Below are 16,392 nucleotides of genomic sequence, written 5' to 3' on the forward strand. Positions count from 1 at the left end.
TTGTTGGGTTAGATACAACAATTATACCAGAAAGAGGGGGGTCATTGCTTTTTTTGTTAAAAGTAGCTACAATCCTTGCAATAGCAGGGTTTTAAATAAATAAAACAAAGATAGTGTTTACACTATCTACAAAATTGAGGGGGATAATTAATGAAAAAAGCAGTATCAATTATATTGGCATCTTTAATGGTATTATCTTTAAGTGCATGTGGAGCGAAGACTGACACAGCAAAAGATGGATCAGCAGCTAAAAAGGTATCGGATAAGTTAATTGTTTATTCACCACATCCAATAGAATTTATAGATCCAGTAGTTAATGAATTTCAAAATCAGACAGGAATTAAGGTTGAGATTGTAGCAGCAGGAACAGGAGAACTTTTAAAGAGAGTTGAAGCAGAAGGAGCAAACCCATTAGGAGATGTTCTATGGGGAGGGTCATTATCCACTCTTGAGCCAAGTAAGGATTTATTCGAAAAATATCAATCTGTAAATGAAAAAAATGTTGTTGATGATTATAAAAATGTAGATGGACATATAACAAGATTTACTGTTATACCAAGTGTTATCATGATTAATAAAAATCTTATAGGAAAGATTAAAGTTGAAGGGTTTAAGGATTTATTAAACCCAGAGCTTAAGGGCAAAATAGCTAATGCAGATCCTTCTAAATCCTCTTCTGCTTTTGAACATGTGATAAATCATTTATATGCTATGGGAAATGGAGATCCTGAGAAGGGTTGGGATTTTGAAAAAGCATTAACAAAAAATTTAGATGGTAAGCTTTTAAGTGGTTCTTCAGCAGTGTATAAAGGTGTAGGGGATGGAGAATATACAGTAGGATTAACATTTGAAGAAGCAGCCGCAAAATATGTAAAAGATGGTGCGCCAGTTTCTATAGTTTATCCAAGTGAAGGGACTATTGCAAAAGCTGATGGTGTGGTTATTATAAAAGCTGCTAAAAACATGGAGAATGCTAAGAAGTTTATTGATTACGTTACTAGTAAGGAAGGACAAACACTAATAGTTAATAAATTAAATAGACGTTCAGTTAGAAACGATGTTCCAGCAGCAGCAGGCCTTAAACCACTAGATCAAATTAAGATAATAAAAGATGACGAAGCATGGCTTAAAGAAAATAAACAGAAAATTTTAAATAAATATAAAGATATAGTTACAAGCAACTAAAAAAATGAGCCCTAGGACTTTTAAATATAATATTATTAAAAAGTCCTAGGGATTTTTTTATAAAATTTCAAGTAGGGAGGAATTTAAATTATGAGTACATCCATTGAATTTATAAATATAGTAAAAAGATATGATGATATTACAGTAATTCCAAAGCTTTCACTTAAAATTAAGGAGGGGGAATTTTTCACACTACTCGGACCTTCAGGTTGTGGTAAAACTACTCTTTTAAGGATGGTAGCTGGTTTCAACTCAATTGAGGAAGGAGAGATTACTTTTAATTCAAAGGTAATCAATAATATTCCAGCGCATAAAAGAAATATCGGTATGGTGTTTCAAAACTATGCAATATTCCCTCATATGACAGTATCAGAAAATGTTGAATATGGTCTTAAGCTCAGAAAACATAGTAAGGAAGAGGCGACGAAAGAATTAGAGGATATATTAAAGGTCGTAAAAATATACGAATATAAGGATAGAGCTCCAGATAAGTTATCTGGAGGACAACAGCAACGTGTTGCACTAGCAAGGGCTATTGTAATTCATCCAACTGTACTTCTTATGGATGAGCCTCTATCAAATTTAGATGCAAAACTTAGAATAGAAATGAGAAGTGCTATAAGAGAAATACAAAAGAGTATAGGGATAACTACAGTGTATGTAACTCATGACCAAGAGGAAGCACTTGCAATTTCAGATAGAATAGCCATTATGAACAAAGGTGTTATTCAGCAAATTGATACACCTCGAAAAATTTACTTAAGACCATCAAATGTCTTTGTTGCTACATTTATTGGTCACTCTAATATATTTAAGGGCAAAATACTTATAGAAGCGGAGAAAAATTACGTTGTTTTTAAAAATGGATATAAAGTACCAATGGATAATTTAAAAAGTGAATCTAAAAACGGAAAAGAAATCCAAATATCTGTAAGGCCAGAGGAATTTATAATAAGCAATAATAATGATGGAATTAGAGGGGTAGTTCACTTCAACACATTCCTTGGAAAATATATAAATTACGAAGTAAAGCTTGATAATGGAGAAATAATTGAACTAACACAGGATACTAGTACTAATGATGCTTTTCATGAAATTGGACAAGAGTTATATCTACAAGTTTATAATAAAAAAATTAATATATTTAATAAGGAAGGGAATATAAGTCTTATCAATGGAGTGGAGAAATATGAAAAATAAAAAGAATAAAAAAATTAGATTTGATTTTTGGACAATAATAATTATTCTTTCTTTTTTATTATTTGCTGTATTTCTAATTTATCCACTAGGTTCATTGTTTTTGACTAGTTTTCAAGATGTGGACACTGGGAAATATACCTTAGACAATTTTGCGATGTTTTTTACTAAAAAGTATTACTATGGAACACTTATGAATAGTTTTACTATAAGTATTATAGTAACTGTTTTAGCTATTTTAATTGGTGCACCCTTAGCTTATATCATGGCTACTGTAAAAATTAAATTCAAATCAATTGTAGAAGTACTTATTATAATATCTGTATTATCTCCACCTTTCATAGGGGCATATTCATGGATATTATTACTTGGAAGAAACGGAGTTATTACAAATTTCTTTTTAAATACCTTAGGAATTCACCTTCCTAGTATTTACGGATTTAAAGGGATTTTATTAGCATTTACTTTAAAACTATTTCCATTTATATACTTATATGTATCAGGAGCATTAAAGAAAATAGACGTTTCATTAAGTGAAGCTGCAGAAAGTTTAGGTTGTAGTGGAATGAAAAAAGTGTTTACTATTATACTACCACTCATACTTCCTACAATAATGGCAGGATCATTATTGGTATTTATGAATTGCATTGCTGATTTTGGAACACCAATGCTTATAGGTGAGGGCTTCAGAGTTATGCCAGTTTTAATTTATTCGGAGTTTGTATCTGAGGTAGGCGGTCAAGCAAATTTTGCAGCAGCTCTAAGTACAATAATGGTAATTATAACAGCAGTTATTTTTTTAGGGCAAAAATATGTAGTTAATAGAAAGTCATATGTTATGAACTCATTAAAGCCCATATCTGCTAAAAAGATTGTTGGATATAAGAACGTTTTAGCACATTTATTCGTTTATATTGTTGTAGCATTAGCTGCAATTCCGCAGGTAACAGTAATATATACTTCTTTCTTAAAAACAAGTGGATCAAGGTTTGTTAAAGGATTTTCACTAAATAGCTATAAAACTGTAGTTTCAAAACTGGGAAATTCAATTCTGAATACTTATGTATATGGTATAATAGCTATAATAATAATAATATTACTGGGAATGCTTATATCTTACGTATCTGTACGAAGGAAAAGTGCATTAACATCTTTCTTAGATACATTAACCATGTTCCCATATATTATTCCAGGGTCTGTTTTAGGTATTACATTATTATTAGCATTTAACAAGAAACCAATGCTGCTAAGTGGTACTTTTATTATAATGATAATTGCATTTGTTATAAGAAAACTACCTTATACAATTAGATCTAGTGCAGCAATACTTATGCAACTTAGTCCAAGTCTTGAAGAGGCATCAATTAGTTTAGGATATTCTGAAATGAAAACCTTCTTTAAGGTTACTGCAATTATGATGATGCCAGGGGTACTTGCAGGAGCAATTTTGAGCTGGATAACGGTAATAAATGAATTAAGTTCATCAATTATCTTATATACAGGTACTACAAGAACCTTGTCAGTTGCCATATATACAGACGTTATAAGGGCAAGTTATGGAACAGCAGCTGCATTATCAAGTATACTTACGATCACTACTATTGTTTCACTTATAATTTTCTTCAAAGTAACAGGCAAGAAAGAAATAAGCTTATAAAAACTTAGGTAGGAGGAAGTGCGTATGAAAAATATAAAAAGAAAATTTTTCAAGGAAGAAATAAGAAAAACTTTTATATTATACGCATTGACTCCTATCATAATTTTGTCTTTTGTTTTTTATAATTTATTATTTTTGTATAGTAGCAAAAGTATTGAGAAAAGTAATAAAAGATATAACGACAGTATATCCAATGTTATAACTAAAGAGTTTGTAAGCTATGGATTTGAAGTAGATGATTTAGTTAAATGGGATGAAATAAAAAAGGTTTTTTATAATAAGCATGATGAAGCTAAGATATACGAGAGGCTTTACAATGTAGTTAATAAGCACAAAATAAGAAGTGTTTTTTATATTTACAATGCAAAGGGAGAGGCTCTAATAACCAATGCTAAAGGAGAACCTCAATATGCCAAAAGTGATGACTTATTTATGGGTGGAGTTTTTAAAAAGATGAAAGACAATCCTAACAAATCAGTTATGATGCTTAATAGGGCTCAACTTGATGTAAATACAAGAACTGTATACTCAATAGGAAAAACTATTACTGATGATAATAATCAAGTTGTAGGTTTTATTGTTTTTGATATTTTAGAAAATGAGTTGAATAAAATAGTTCACAGTAGTACAAATCATCATGCTGTAATAACTGATAGATATAATAATAATATAGTTACCACGAATACTGCACTTCTAGATGGTATAGGGAAATTAAAACCATTTTTGGATGAGGAAAATAATTATGTATATAATAATTCTGTATTAGAGGGTAATATACAAATTTATACTATTACATACTTGGACTTTGTAAAGAATATCTATTTCATAGGTGAAATATTTTTAATCTTAGTATTTTTAATATTGGTATTTTCTATGTTATTTATAGCTAAGAAAATAGGAGTAAGTAAGACAAGATCAATTGATAAATTGTTGTCTGCTATTAAAAGTGTTCAAGAGGGTAATTTAAATACTGTTGTCTCTATAAACTCTAATGATGAATTTCAAGTTATAGGTCAGTATTGTAATGAGATGATAATAAAAATAAATGAACTTATAGAAAAAAACAAAGAAGAAGCGAGAAGAAATGTAATGTCAGAGCTTAAGCAGTTAGAAGCGCAATTTAATCCTCATTTTTTATTTAATACTCTTGAAATGATTAAATATATGATAAAAACAGATGACAACAGTGCCACAAAAACTATTGTTTCATTGGCTAATCTGTTAAGGTATAGTATAAATAGAAATTTTGAAAAGGTGAAAATCCTGGAGGATATTAAATATATAGAGGATTATCTTATAATACAGAAATTTAGATTTGATGACAATTTTGATTACAAAATAGATTTAAGTAAGGGAGCAGAAAAATGCTTAATACCTAAACTTATAATACAACCTATTATTGAAAATAGCATAAAATATGGATTTGAATCAAAAGAATATTTAACAATAAACATACATTGTAGAGTTGAAAAAGAAAATTTGATAATATCCATTACTGATACTGGAGAAGGCATGAGTTATGAGAAATTATCTGAAGTATTAAATCTGATAACTAACAATGAAAATGATACAAACCATATAGGACTTTACAATGTTGAAAAGAGAATTAATCTTATATATGGTATGGAGTACGGGATAAATATATATAGTAAACTCCATGAAGGTACGCAAATAGTAATTCACCTTCCAGCCAATAAAAGTGAGGAGTAGATTATGATTAAAGTGCTTATTGTAGAGGATGAGAACTTAATAAGAAAAGGACTAATTAATACTATCGACTGGTTGAGCATGGATTGTGTAATTGCAGGGGAAGCATCTAACGGTAAAGAAGGGCTAAAAGCCATTATAGAAATTAAGCCAGATTTAGTTATTACTGATATTAAAATGCCAATAATGAATGGTATGGATATGTTGCAAGAAGGTAGCGAGATTTATAATTTTGAAAAGATTATTTTAACTAGCTATGGAGAATTTTCATATGCTAAAAAAGCTATAGATTTGAAAGTGTTTGATTATGTACTAAAGCCAATTGATGAGGTTAAATTTAAAGAAACAATTGTAAAGGTGAAAAATAAGATTAACGAGAAAAAAATATATGATGAATTCAAAACTGGGGTAAGGGACTATAGAAATATTGATGTTTTAAATTTGGAGTACTATTTAAAATCTGATAATAGAAAACCTCATTATACCGAGGCAATAATTGCCTATGTAAAAGAAAATTATTCAAAAAAGATTAGTATTGAAGACATTGCAGAAAAATTAGCAGTAAGTTCAAGTTACCTCAGTAGAAATTTAAAGGAACAGACAAATCAAACATTTCATGACTTTCTAAATAGATATAGAGTGCAAAAATCAATTGAATTACTTATGATTGGTGAGTACAGGGTTTACGAAATATCTTCTATGGTAGGGTTTACTGATTATAAACACTATTCGACTGTATTTAAGAAATATATAAAAGCTTCACCCTTAGAGTTTGTAAAAGCTAATTTATACCTTAAAAAGGAGAATGAAAATGACGATGAGTAAAAATATTTCATTAGTAATTACTGACATGGATAAAACTCTATTAGATAACGATAGCAATATATCAGAAAAGAATTTATCCTCTATTAGAAAGCTAAAAACAAATAAAATTAAGTTTGCTGTTGCTACTGGAAGATCAAGAAGCTCTTTATGTAACTTTATGAAAAAATATAAATTAATGGATGAAATAGATTACATTATAAGTATGAATGGTGTTAGTATTTACGATACTAAATCTGAAGAAGCATACGATTTCGGGTATGTGGATGAGAAAATTATTAATGAAGTTTATGATTCTTATAAGGATTATGACGTTTCATTTGCAGTCCATGAGGGTAATTGTTTAATTTGTAGTAAAAAGACTATTTATACAGATATTGAATGTGAAGTAAATGGATATGGTGTATCTGAGGTAATTGATTTTACAGGAGCGATAAATAAAAAATATGCAAAGTTAATGTTAATTGGAGATAAACGTATAGTGGATAGCATATATAGTAAATTAGCGCAAATCAATCCAAAAAATTTTAATTTCTTTAAAAGCCATGATTATTTTTTAGAGATTGTTAAAACAGGTGTGTCTAAAGGCAATGCATTAGTAAAACTTTGCGAATTAAAAAATATAGATATATCCAATGTAATGGCAGTAGGGGATAATCTTAATGACTTGGATATGATAAAAAATTCTGGATTTGGCGTAGCAGTAGAAAATGCTCATGAGGAACTGAAAAAGTATGCAAATTTTATAACAAAATCAAACAATGAGAATGGATTTGCATACGCTTGTGATGAATTAATTGATTTTCAAATTAATGAATACTAATTTTAATCTATATTTTGCTTCGCTCATAAAAACCCCCCGGTTACATTTTCCACTCAAGTATCTTATTTAAAAAACTCTTTAGTTGCTTTGATTTAGGAAATTCGAATATTTCCGAGCTTTTACCACTTTCAATTATTTTATTATCTGCTAAATATATGGACTTTTCACAAGCATTTTTAGCAAAACCCATTTCGTGAGTTACAATTATAGTTTTCAGACCATCATTTTTAAGCTCACGCAACATATCTAGCACTTCCGAAGTATACTCTGGATCAAGGGCTGAGGTTGGTTCATCCAGTAATAAAAGCTTTGGCTTTACAGCAACTGCCCTTGCTATAGATATTCTCTGCTGCTGACCTCCTGAGAGCTGAAATGGGTATTTGTTCTTCTCCTCTAATAACCCAAACCTCTCAAATAGCTTATTAGCTGTTTGTAATGCTTGTACTTTATTTATTCCAAAGCTATGTATAAGTGGAAGTGTAACATTTTCCATGGCTGTAAGATGCTCAAAAAGACCCTTAGATTGAAATACAAATCCAATATTTCTTCTATAATTTTGCAGTGGTTTTTCATTAAAATCAATTTTCTGATCATCAATATACATTTCGCCAGAGTTCGGGATAAGTAGGCCACCAATAATACGAAGCAAAGTAGACTTGCCACCTCCAGAGGGACCAATAATGGCAATTGAGTTAATGTCATCTTCAAAGCATATATCTTGTAAAACTACTTTATCTTCAAAACTTTTAGATATGTGTTTAAGCTCTATATTCATGCTTAAACCTCCTTTCAAACATTCCAGATAACATTGATATGAAAAAAGTAAGTATAAAGTATAACAATCCAACAAATATATAATTTTCGAACATTCTAAAGTTGTCTGCAGATATTTCCTGTATTGTTTGTGTAAGTTCAATCACAGCAATTACAGAAAGCAGGGACGAATCCTTTATTATAGACGAAAATTGACCTGCAAGTGCTGGTAACGTTCTTGACATTAAAATAGGGAACGTAACAAGCTGAAAAGTTTTTAATGGAGTAAGGCCAATAGCTTTAGCTATTTCATATTGCTGATTATCAATACTTTCCAGGCCGCCCCTAATAATTTCAGAGATGTAGGCTCCTTCAAAAATTGAAAGAATTATAATTCCAGCTAAGTATCGGTTGTCAACACCCCAAGCGGTGCCGATAATATAATAAAAAATGTAGATTTGTACCAAAAGTGGTGTGCCTCTTATTAGCTGTACATAAATTTTACATAGATAACTTATTGTTAATATTTTTGAATTCTGAAAAATAGCAGTTAATGAACCAATAAATAGACTTATTATTAGACTTCCAATAGATATTGCTATCGTCATCAGAAATCCCTGCCATAACCGCTGTCTGTATTGAAAGAGCGTTGTAAAATCTAATTCCAAGCCAGCTGATTTCACAGATAACCAAACAAAACCAATGAGAATTAGAACTACACTAATGGAACTTAAAACTTTATTTATAACTGTGGGCTTTTGATCAATTGTATATCTCATATTATCCCCTTAATCGAAAAACCATGGGAAACCAAGTTTATCAAAAATTTGTTTTTCCTCTGGCATATATTTGTTTGTAAGATCATTAAATTCACCCTTTTGTTTGTATTCTTTTAGAAAATTATTTATTTTATTTAATAGATCAGAATTCTCTTTTTTAACAGCCATTCCCCAATTGTCACTGTTCTGGAATGGTATTAATATAGCTTTTGTAGTATCCTTATTAGACTGATTCTGACGATAAATTGTTAGCTGATCATAAATAAAGGCATCTGCTTTTCCTTGAGTAACTTCTGTAACACATGCATTTTCTGAAGAAAGCGCATTTATCTTTGCTTTTGTCAAAAAATTTGTTGCATATATATATCCTGTAGTCCCTTTTTTAACATCTATAATTTTACCCTCTTGATTTAAGTCCTCAATTTTATTTACACTGGAGTTATTATTTACTAATAATGCAAGATAGGAATGAGCATATGGTATGGAAAAGTCCACAACCTTTTTACGTTCATCAGTAATAGTCATAGAAGATATAACAACATCTACCTTTCCAGTCTGAAGTGATGGAACAAGTCCATCCCAATTAGTATTTTCGATTTTCACAGGTCTTTTCAAATATTTACCTAAAGCTTTTGCCAAATCTACGCTGACACCACTTGGATTTCCTGATGCATCTTTTGTTTCAAAAGGTGGATATGCAAGCTCCATTCCTACAACTAATGATTTGTCCTCAGTACTTACATCTTTCTTCTTTGTTGTGCAACTTGTAAACAAAGTTGTTATAAGTATTAACACTAATAATGATGGTACTATTTTTTTCATAAACACAAATCCCCCTATTTTCTAAATTCCTATTATGGAATATAATTTATCATTTTTTATTAGCATAACATCTGAAATCCTTACATTTAGTTTAACTTATTATAGAATATCAAAGACTACTTACTTTAGCAAGAATAATAGACTAAGAGACTAAGAGATTTACTCCTTAATCCTACTTTAATTTAATTTACCATTCATTCTAATGGATACTTTGGAGCTTTATTTTTTCATTTAAAGTATATTTCCATACATTTATCCTAATCATAATTATATAATAAAAAAATAAAAAATATAAATGAAGGATGGCTAAAAAATGAAAAATACAAAATTTTCTTTAATATTAATTAGTGTTAGTATGACTATTTTAGTATTTACTGGCTGTGGTACACCAAACTCTACGAAAGTGCCAATGAATAATACCGATAGTACTAACCAAGTTAATAAATCTAACCAATCTACATCAACAGCCACAATAAACACAATTTATTCTAATACTCTTAAAGAACTAGTTACTGCTAATACAATAACAAATGCCCAATCAGAACAAGTACTTGCAGCGATAACAAAATATATGTCACAAGGGTCAGCCACAAATAGTAGTAATGGAACAACGGGAACACCAGGAACAACAGGGACAGCAGGATCAACAGGATCAACAGGATCAACGGGCACAGCAGGAACACCAGGAATAACAGGAACAGGCACAACAAATTCAACAAATTCAACAAACCAAATTGAGACAATAAATAATACTAATGTAATTAATGAATTAAGCTCATTAGTTAAAAGTAAAGTAATTACTCAAGCGCAGGCTGATACAATATACCAAAAAATTCAAACGGAATTGGAGAATATGCAAAGTAATAAATAATTGGTTGGGAAATCATGATTTTTAGTGTTTTAAGTATTCTATTATCTTAGCTATAACACCTAATACTTTCACCTTATCGAATTATATCTTAAGTATAAAAAACTGGCCACCTATTCAGATGGCCAGTTTTACTGATTATTCTTCTAATCCTAGAATATCTTCTATGGCGTTTTTATAAAGAATTGCCTTTGCACCGTAGATTGCTTGGATTCCTCCTCCAACTTCTAGAACAGCAGTTGCTCCTATTTTCATGAGTTCTTCTTTGTTTACCTTGCCTATTTCTTTAACACTAACTCTTAACCTAGTTATGCAAGCATCAATATCTTCAATATTTTCTTCTCCACCTAAAGCAGAAATGATAGCAACCGCCTCTTCTTTTAAAGATGTTTTTGTGGTCACTTTATTAGTTTCAGTAACTTCTTCTCCTCTACCTGGAGTTAGTATATTGAACTTAAGGATAAAGAACTTAAATGAGAAATAGTATAGTACTGCCCATATAGCACCTACGGGCAATTCAAGCAACCAGTTCGTCTTTGCGTTTCCTTGTAGTATTCCAAAGAGTGTAAAGTCGATGGCTCCACCTGAAAATGTATTTCCAATAGATATATTTAAAATATCCGCTATAAAGAACGATATACCGTCTAGAAAAGCATGGAATACATAAAGCAGTGGGTTAACAAATAAGAACATAAATTCAATAGGCTCTGTGATTCCTGTAATAAAAGAAGTTAAGGCCGCTCCAAGGAATAATCCGCCAAAGAGTTTTCTCTTTGCTTTAGGCACGGCATGATACATGGCGAGACATGCTGCAGGAAGTCCAAACATCATGGTTGCAAAACGTCCGGCAAAAAATCGAGTTCCTTCTGTGTATAATCCCACATGGTTAGGATCCGCAAGCTGTGCAAAGAATATTTTCTGTGCTCCAACAACTTGACTACCTGCTACAGTTGCAACTCCACCTAGCTCAGTATACCAAAACATTGGATATATAATATGGTGAAGTCCTACCGCTCCACAAAGTCTCATCAAGAATCCATAGAAAAAGGTACCTATGGGCCCCATTTTTGAAATAGTGTTTCCTGAATTAATAAGCATCTGCTGGAATGGTGGCCATACGATAAAGAATATAGCACCTAGAAAGATAGCTATAAATGCGGTTACAATAGGTACAAAACGTGACCCTCCGAAGAAACCTAAAACTTCAGGTAATTGAATGTTATGATAGCGGTTATGCAAATAGGCTGCAAAACTTCCAATTACTATAGCTCCAATAACACCAGTATCGATAGCTGCTGCGTCAGGCTTAAAAATCCCAAGCATAGTACTTGTGGTGCTTGTCATAATCAAGTATCCAACCACTGCGGCTAATGCAGCTGTTCCCTTGTCTTTTTTTGCCAACCCTATGGCTAAACCGATAGCAAGTAAAAGTGCTAGATTACTAAATACAACGTTTCCAGCAGATGCCATGATTTTAAATATTGCTTGTAAAATCGCAACGTCTAAAAAAGGATATGCTAATACTGTATTTGGGTTAGATAGTGCTCCACCTATACCCAGCAACAATCCAGCTGCAGGAAGTATGGCAATTGGCAACATAAAGGATTTCCCGATTTTTTGTAATTGTTTGAACATAAAATTACCCCCTTATTTTTTAAAACAGATAGAACAAAATTTCTCCAACCTTTTAACTAAACGTTTTCATTAAATTCTACAAATACATCATATATATTTTAACTTATCTTAGATAAATATTATTTTATAAAGATAGGGAAACATATCTCATGTTTATATTTCACTGTTTTTTAATAGAGTTAACAAATTTCTTAGTAATTAATTGTGGTCTAGTAATAGCTGCACCTACAACTACAGCCCATGCTCCTGCATCCAAACATTTTACAGCATTTTCTGGCGAATCAACGTTTCCTTCTGCAATAATTGGTATCTTTAATACATCTTTTAAGCTTTTTATTAATTCAAAATTTGGTTTTGGTTTATCTAACGTATAATCGGTATAACCGCAAAGCGTTGTTGAAACAATATCGAAGCCTATTCTTTCAGCTTCTATGCCCTCTTCAAGATTTGAAATATCCGCCATTATGAGTCCAGTATATACTTGTTTAATTTCCATAAAAAACTCTCTAAGTGTTTTACCATCTGGTCTATTTCTATTGGTAGCATCAACTGCAATAATCTCTGGTTTAATTATTACTAATTCTTTAACCTCTTCTATTGTGGGTGTTATAAATACATTACAATTTCCATAGGACTTTTTATAAATTGCTATCATTGGTAAATCAACATTTTGTTTAATCTCAGAACAATCCTGTGGAGAATTAGCCCTAATACCAATTGCTCCACCCATAACTGCTGCTTGTGCCATTCGCATCATTATGTTTGAACTATGCAATGGTTCATCTTCGAGTGCCTGGCAAGATACAATTAATCCACCTTTTATACTATTAAGCACTGCTATTGAATTTTTCATTTTATCACTCCATTCCTTACAAATTTGGGTAGTCAAAATCATCATCGTATCAAATTTATCTTAAACTATCTATAACATTATAATATCATCTTTTTCATGCATTGTATATACAATTATTACTATGTATATGCAATTTAATTATTGTATATTCAATTATTTTAGTTATTTATAATTATTAAATAAGTAAATATGTATATAAAATAAAAATGTAATCCAAAAAATCTTTAGGATTACATTTTTACTGCTATTTATTATTGTTGAAAAGTACCATGTTAAAGGTATAACGCTCAGCATGATAAATTGTTTTAGTATATTCAATTGGAACTTCCTCAATATTATACATTAACCTTTCAGAAATAAGCCCAACTCCTTTATTTTTTCCTATCAGCATTTCTGCATCTATTTTAGCAAGAGTTGATGCCTTCATGCTTTGCTTCATATAATTAAAATGTATATTGTATTCTTCTTTCATTATTGTATAAAGTGAACAGTTAGTCATATTATATTTCATAATGTTAGGATAAAATTTTTCTGGAAGATAACAATATTCAATAGCTATTGCTTCATTATTAGCTAATCTAAGTCTATTTAAAAAATAAATTTTTTCACCTTCGGAAAGTTTAAGCTTTTCTTTTATCTCTTCATTAGGACTAATTTTTTCAAACCTTATAATTTTACTCCCCGGAATAACTCCACGCTTTATCATATCATCACTAAAGCTTTCAATTTCAAGATTTTTGTTGATTACTTCTTTTGACACAAATGTGCCCTTACCTCGTATTTTGTATAATATACCTTTCTGAACCAAATTAGAAATAGCCTGTCTTATTGTCATTCTACTTACACCAAAGAGTTCAGTCAGTTCTCTTTCGGTGGGGAGCCCTTCACCAGGAAGATATTCTCTTGTTCTTACTTTTTCTTTTATAGCCTCTTCCAGTTGGGTATAAATCGGTATAGACGAATTTTTATTCATTAATTTTAAATCCTCCAAATTTGATTTTAAAAAGATTAGAGTGTATTACACTTTTTATGTTCCTACTCTATAAATATATTATACCTAAAAACAAAATTATTGTATATACACTCAGTATTAGATGTAGACATTAGTAGTTATATGCTACATTATGTATTTATTTATTCATTTTTTACATCCTATTTAAAATTTATATGGTTAGACAGACATAATTTGTTCACCTAAGAAGAAGATATAAATACTATGTAGCAGTTTATTTAGCTATTAAATCCTTTGATAATGCAGCTTGAAGTAAATCTAACTTACCCGCTAGCACAGAGATGTCACCATATTGTTTTTCAATAGTCAAGTTATTGATATTAACGTGAATAAAGAAGGTATCACTACCCTCTGTCACTAAAATATTCTTCCTTATAGTTAATTCCATTGGTAGATTCTTGAGTATACCAATATTTGATTAAAATATATCTCTTATTTGTAACATATTTACATAAAAAAGAATATCATGTTAATATATTCTTTTTTAGGAGTGGTGACTATGACTTATCGAAGTTCCGACGACCTTTGTCCTGCTGGATCGGTACCTTATATTGTAAGAGCGGGAGATACTTTAGGAAATATAGCAGTTTTCTATAATACTCTTGTACAGGATATAGTTCAGTTTAACCCTGGCATAAACCCTAATGCTTTGCTAGTTGGACAACAAATATGCATACCTATAAAGATTCAAATGTACCCATCATGTCCCACAACTAATTATTATGTTGTCGCACAAGGCGATACCATAAATTCAATCGCTATAAGCTTTAACATTACGCCTGGTCAGCTATTGTATTCAAACTATGGAATTGAACCTAATGATTTGTATTTAGATCAGGTATTATGCATACCTGTTGCACCTCCTATCGTTAACATTGAAATAAATGTAGTACAGCGTAAACTTGAAGTATACCTATACGGAAATTTATTTAAAACATACATAATTGGGCTAGAAAATCCTTCTGATCCAATTCCTAGGGGTACTTTCAAAGTAGTAAATAAGCAGGTAGATCCGGGTGTAGAACGAGGTGCCAGATGGCTTGGACTTTCTCAACCCGGGTTTGGCATACAGGGTACGAATAATCCTACGTTTATTCAAAATGTTTCAAAAGGGAGTAGTATAGTATTATCTAACCGAGATGTAAACGAGCTCTTTAACCTTATCCCTGTAGTGACAACAGTAAAGATACAGTAATGGTATCTACTAATAATTTAACTTTGAGGTGAGTTTTATGATTTATAAATATTTATATCGTCAGGTTCTTACCTGCCCCATTGGCACTTTCCCCTACAAAATAAAATCAGGAGATATATTAGCTTCTATCGCCAATACATTTAATACTACAATAGATTCAATACTATTAGTAAACCCGGGTATTGTACCAGAGAAGTTACTTATAGGGCAAGTTATTTGTATATCCCAGGAAAAATCCAAGCAGTCAGTTTGCCCGATGATGAACACATACGTTATCAGAAAAGGGGAAACTTTCGCCACGATTTCAAAATCATTTAATGTTCCCGTGCAGAGTTTATTAAATGCTAACCCTGGCATAAACCCATTAAATCTGTATGAAGGTCTTGTCATATGTGTATCTGTTATGCCTTTTCTTTTTAGAATTACTATAAGCACTACAGCAAAAATACTTACCTTATATCGTAATGGGATATTTTTTAAGGCGTATCCTGTAGCTACGGGTAAACCAACAACCCCTACCCCTATTGGCACTTTTACAATAGTAAACAAACAGGTTAATCCTGGAGGACCCTTTGGATCAAGATGGATGGGCTTGTCGAAACCACATTATGGGATACACGGCACAAATAAGCCTTCTTCCATAGGCACAGCTGCATCAAATGGCTGCGTGCGAATGTATGCAAATGATGTAGAGGACCTCTTTAACTTTGTGAGTGTGGGTACTGTAGTTAAAATATTTTAGCAGTAGCAAATCTGCTTCTTGTATCTGCTTATTTAGAATTTGAGGAACTTCAAGCTATCAGAAAATCAATGGCAAATGTTTAAGAAATGGGTTTTAAAAGATATAACACTGGTCGGGAAGTGTAAGTATAAGAATTTATTAATTGGTAATGATAAAAAATGTTAAAGCTCTTAAGCTTTAACATTTTTTTATTTGCTCAATTAAGTAGTTGAAACCATCTGAAGTATGGAAATGAATAAATTGTAATCACAATTTGTTTTGCTAATCGTTGGAAACAAATAAAGAAGTAATTGTTCAAAATAACAAAATGTAAATGGTTGCATAGAAACATTATTAGTGATA

General features: G+C 31.0%; 16 protein-coding genes. 9 read left to right on the forward strand and 7 right to left on the reverse strand.

From position 1 onward, the window contains the following. Positions 1 to 150 precede the first annotated feature (150 nt). The 6 genes from ACREVX_RS00440 (at position 151) to ACREVX_RS00465 (ending at position 7,391) form a co-directional block, all read left to right on the forward strand. Positions 151 to 1,185: an ABC transporter substrate-binding protein gene (locus ACREVX_RS00440; RefSeq protein WP_431542076.1), complete on the forward strand. Its 1,035-nt coding sequence runs from the start codon at positions 151 to 153 to the stop codon at positions 1,183 to 1,185. Between the two features lie 90 nt (positions 1,186 to 1,275). Then, positions 1,276 to 2,385, forward strand: coding sequence for an ABC transporter ATP-binding protein (locus ACREVX_RS00445; RefSeq protein WP_431542077.1), 1,110 nt, complete (start codon positions 1,276 to 1,278; stop codon positions 2,383 to 2,385). Continuing rightward, on the forward strand, positions 2,375 to 4,039 hold the full coding sequence (locus tag ACREVX_RS00450; RefSeq protein WP_431542078.1) for an ABC transporter permease: 1,665 nt from the start codon (positions 2,375 to 2,377) through the stop codon (positions 4,037 to 4,039). The genes ACREVX_RS00445 and ACREVX_RS00450 overlap by 11 nt, the downstream gene beginning before the upstream one ends. Before the next feature lie 24 nt (positions 4,040 to 4,063). Continuing rightward, positions 4,064 to 5,749, forward strand: coding sequence for a sensor histidine kinase (locus tag ACREVX_RS00455; protein WP_431542079.1), 1,686 nt, complete (start codon positions 4,064 to 4,066; stop codon positions 5,747 to 5,749). Between the two features lie 3 nt (positions 5,750 to 5,752). Continuing rightward, entirely contained in the window at positions 5,753 to 6,571 is an 819-nt protein-coding gene (locus ACREVX_RS00460) for a response regulator transcription factor (protein ID WP_431542080.1), read from the forward strand. After that, positions 6,558 to 7,391, forward strand: a complete 834-nt coding sequence (locus ACREVX_RS00465; RefSeq protein ID WP_431542081.1) for a Cof-type HAD-IIB family hydrolase — start codon at positions 6,558 to 6,560, stop codon at positions 7,389 to 7,391. Before ACREVX_RS00460 ends, ACREVX_RS00465 begins: the two co-directional genes overlap by 14 nt. A gap of 40 nt (positions 7,392 to 7,431) precedes the next feature. Here the strand turns inward: ACREVX_RS00465 and ACREVX_RS00470 are convergent, their stop codons facing one another. From ACREVX_RS00470 to ACREVX_RS00480, 3 genes are read right to left on the reverse strand one after another with little or no spacing between them, the layout of a single operon-like run. Next, positions 7,432 to 8,166 (reverse strand): amino acid ABC transporter ATP-binding protein, encoded by a 735-nt coding sequence (locus ACREVX_RS00470; protein WP_431542082.1) that lies wholly within the window; start codon positions 8,164 to 8,166, stop codon positions 7,432 to 7,434. Beyond that, the gene (locus tag ACREVX_RS00475) at positions 8,150 to 8,923 is read right to left on the reverse strand and encodes an amino acid ABC transporter permease (RefSeq protein WP_431542083.1); all 774 of its coding nucleotides are present in this window, start codon (positions 8,921 to 8,923) and stop codon (positions 8,150 to 8,152) included. Before ACREVX_RS00475 ends, ACREVX_RS00470 begins: the two co-directional genes overlap by 17 nt. A gap of 9 nt (positions 8,924 to 8,932) precedes the next feature. Continuing rightward, the gene (locus ACREVX_RS00480; RefSeq protein ID WP_431542084.1) at positions 8,933 to 9,745 is read right to left on the reverse strand and encodes a transporter substrate-binding domain-containing protein; all 813 of its coding nucleotides are present in this window, start codon (positions 9,743 to 9,745) and stop codon (positions 8,933 to 8,935) included. A 313-nt stretch (positions 9,746 to 10,058) separates the two neighbouring features. Here ACREVX_RS00480 and ACREVX_RS00485 point away from each other — a divergent pair, with 313 nt between their 5' ends. Further along, a complete protein-coding gene (locus ACREVX_RS00485) occupies positions 10,059 to 10,616 on the forward strand; it encodes a hypothetical protein (protein ID WP_431542085.1) in 558 nt (185 codons plus the stop codon). 135 nt (positions 10,617 to 10,751) lie between these two features. Here ACREVX_RS00485 and ACREVX_RS00490 read toward each other — a convergent pair whose 3' ends face one another. From ACREVX_RS00490 to ACREVX_RS00505, 4 genes are all read right to left on the reverse strand, one after another. Beyond that, entirely contained in the window at positions 10,752 to 12,248 is a 1,497-nt protein-coding gene (locus tag ACREVX_RS00490) for a PTS transporter subunit EIIC (RefSeq protein WP_431542087.1), read from the reverse strand. A 160-nt stretch (positions 12,249 to 12,408) separates the two neighbouring features. After that, positions 12,409 to 13,101, reverse strand: coding sequence for an N-acetylmannosamine-6-phosphate 2-epimerase (locus tag ACREVX_RS00495; protein WP_431542088.1), 693 nt, complete (start codon positions 13,099 to 13,101; stop codon positions 12,409 to 12,411). Between the two features lie 244 nt (positions 13,102 to 13,345). Then, complete coding sequence (locus tag ACREVX_RS00500; protein ID WP_431542089.1) at positions 13,346 to 14,074, reverse strand: GntR family transcriptional regulator; 729 nt, start codon at positions 14,072 to 14,074, stop codon at positions 13,346 to 13,348. A 253-nt stretch (positions 14,075 to 14,327) separates the two neighbouring features. Further along, entirely contained in the window at positions 14,328 to 14,471 is a 144-nt protein-coding gene (locus tag ACREVX_RS00505) for a hypothetical protein (protein ID WP_431542090.1), read from the reverse strand. Positions 14,472 to 14,612: 141 nt separating this feature from the next. Between ACREVX_RS00505 and ACREVX_RS00510 the strand changes: the two genes are divergently transcribed. Then, entirely contained in the window at positions 14,613 to 15,308 is a 696-nt protein-coding gene (locus ACREVX_RS00510; protein WP_431542091.1) for a LysM peptidoglycan-binding domain-containing protein, read from the forward strand. A gap of 403 nt (positions 15,309 to 15,711) precedes the next feature. Beyond that, complete coding sequence (locus ACREVX_RS16990; RefSeq protein ID WP_500861846.1) at positions 15,712 to 16,050, forward strand: L,D-transpeptidase; 339 nt, start codon at positions 15,712 to 15,714, stop codon at positions 16,048 to 16,050. The last annotated feature ends 342 nt before the right edge of the window (positions 16,051 to 16,392 follow it).

Source organism: Clostridium sp., assembly GCF_050717545.1.
Classification (GTDB): Bacteria; Bacillota; Clostridia; order Clostridiales; family Clostridiaceae; genus Clostridium_AD.

Excerpts from the sequence above, each read along its gene's own strand:
- ACREVX_RS00440 (WP_431542076.1), top strand. The coding sequence starts at position 151 with ATGAAAAAAGCAGTATCAATTATATTGGCATCTTTAATGGTATTATCT.
- ACREVX_RS00445 (WP_431542077.1), top strand. The coding sequence starts at position 1,276 with ATGAGTACATCCATTGAATTTATAAATATAGTAAAAAGATATGATGAT.
- ACREVX_RS00450 (WP_431542078.1), top strand. The coding sequence starts at position 2,375 with ATGAAAAATAAAAAGAATAAAAAAATTAGATTTGATTTTTGGACAATA.
- ACREVX_RS00455 (WP_431542079.1), top strand. The coding sequence starts at position 4,064 with ATGAAAAATATAAAAAGAAAATTTTTCAAGGAAGAAATAAGAAAAACT.
- ACREVX_RS00460 (WP_431542080.1), top strand. The coding sequence starts at position 5,753 with ATGATTAAAGTGCTTATTGTAGAGGATGAGAACTTAATAAGAAAAGGA.
- ACREVX_RS00465 (WP_431542081.1), top strand. The coding sequence starts at position 6,558 with ATGACGATGAGTAAAAATATTTCATTAGTAATTACTGACATGGATAAA.
- ACREVX_RS00470 (WP_431542082.1), bottom strand. The coding sequence starts at position 8,166 with ATGAATATAGAGCTTAAACACATATCTAAAAGTTTTGAAGATAAAGTA.
- ACREVX_RS00475 (WP_431542083.1), bottom strand. The coding sequence starts at position 8,923 with ATGAGATATACAATTGATCAAAAGCCCACAGTTATAAATAAAGTTTTA.
- ACREVX_RS00480 (WP_431542084.1), bottom strand. The coding sequence starts at position 9,745 with ATGAAAAAAATAGTACCATCATTATTAGTGTTAATACTTATAACAACT.
- ACREVX_RS00485 (WP_431542085.1), top strand. The coding sequence starts at position 10,059 with ATGAAAAATACAAAATTTTCTTTAATATTAATTAGTGTTAGTATGACT.
- ACREVX_RS00490 (WP_431542087.1), bottom strand. The coding sequence starts at position 12,248 with ATGTTCAAACAATTACAAAAAATCGGGAAATCCTTTATGTTGCCAATT.
- ACREVX_RS00495 (WP_431542088.1), bottom strand. The coding sequence starts at position 13,101 with ATGAAAAATTCAATAGCAGTGCTTAATAGTATAAAAGGTGGATTAATT.
- ACREVX_RS00500 (WP_431542089.1), bottom strand. The coding sequence starts at position 14,074 with ATGAATAAAAATTCGTCTATACCGATTTATACCCAACTGGAAGAGGCT.
- ACREVX_RS00510 (WP_431542091.1), top strand. The coding sequence starts at position 14,613 with ATGACTTATCGAAGTTCCGACGACCTTTGTCCTGCTGGATCGGTACCT.
- ACREVX_RS16990 (WP_500861846.1), top strand. The coding sequence starts at position 15,712 with ATGCCTTTTCTTTTTAGAATTACTATAAGCACTACAGCAAAAATACTT.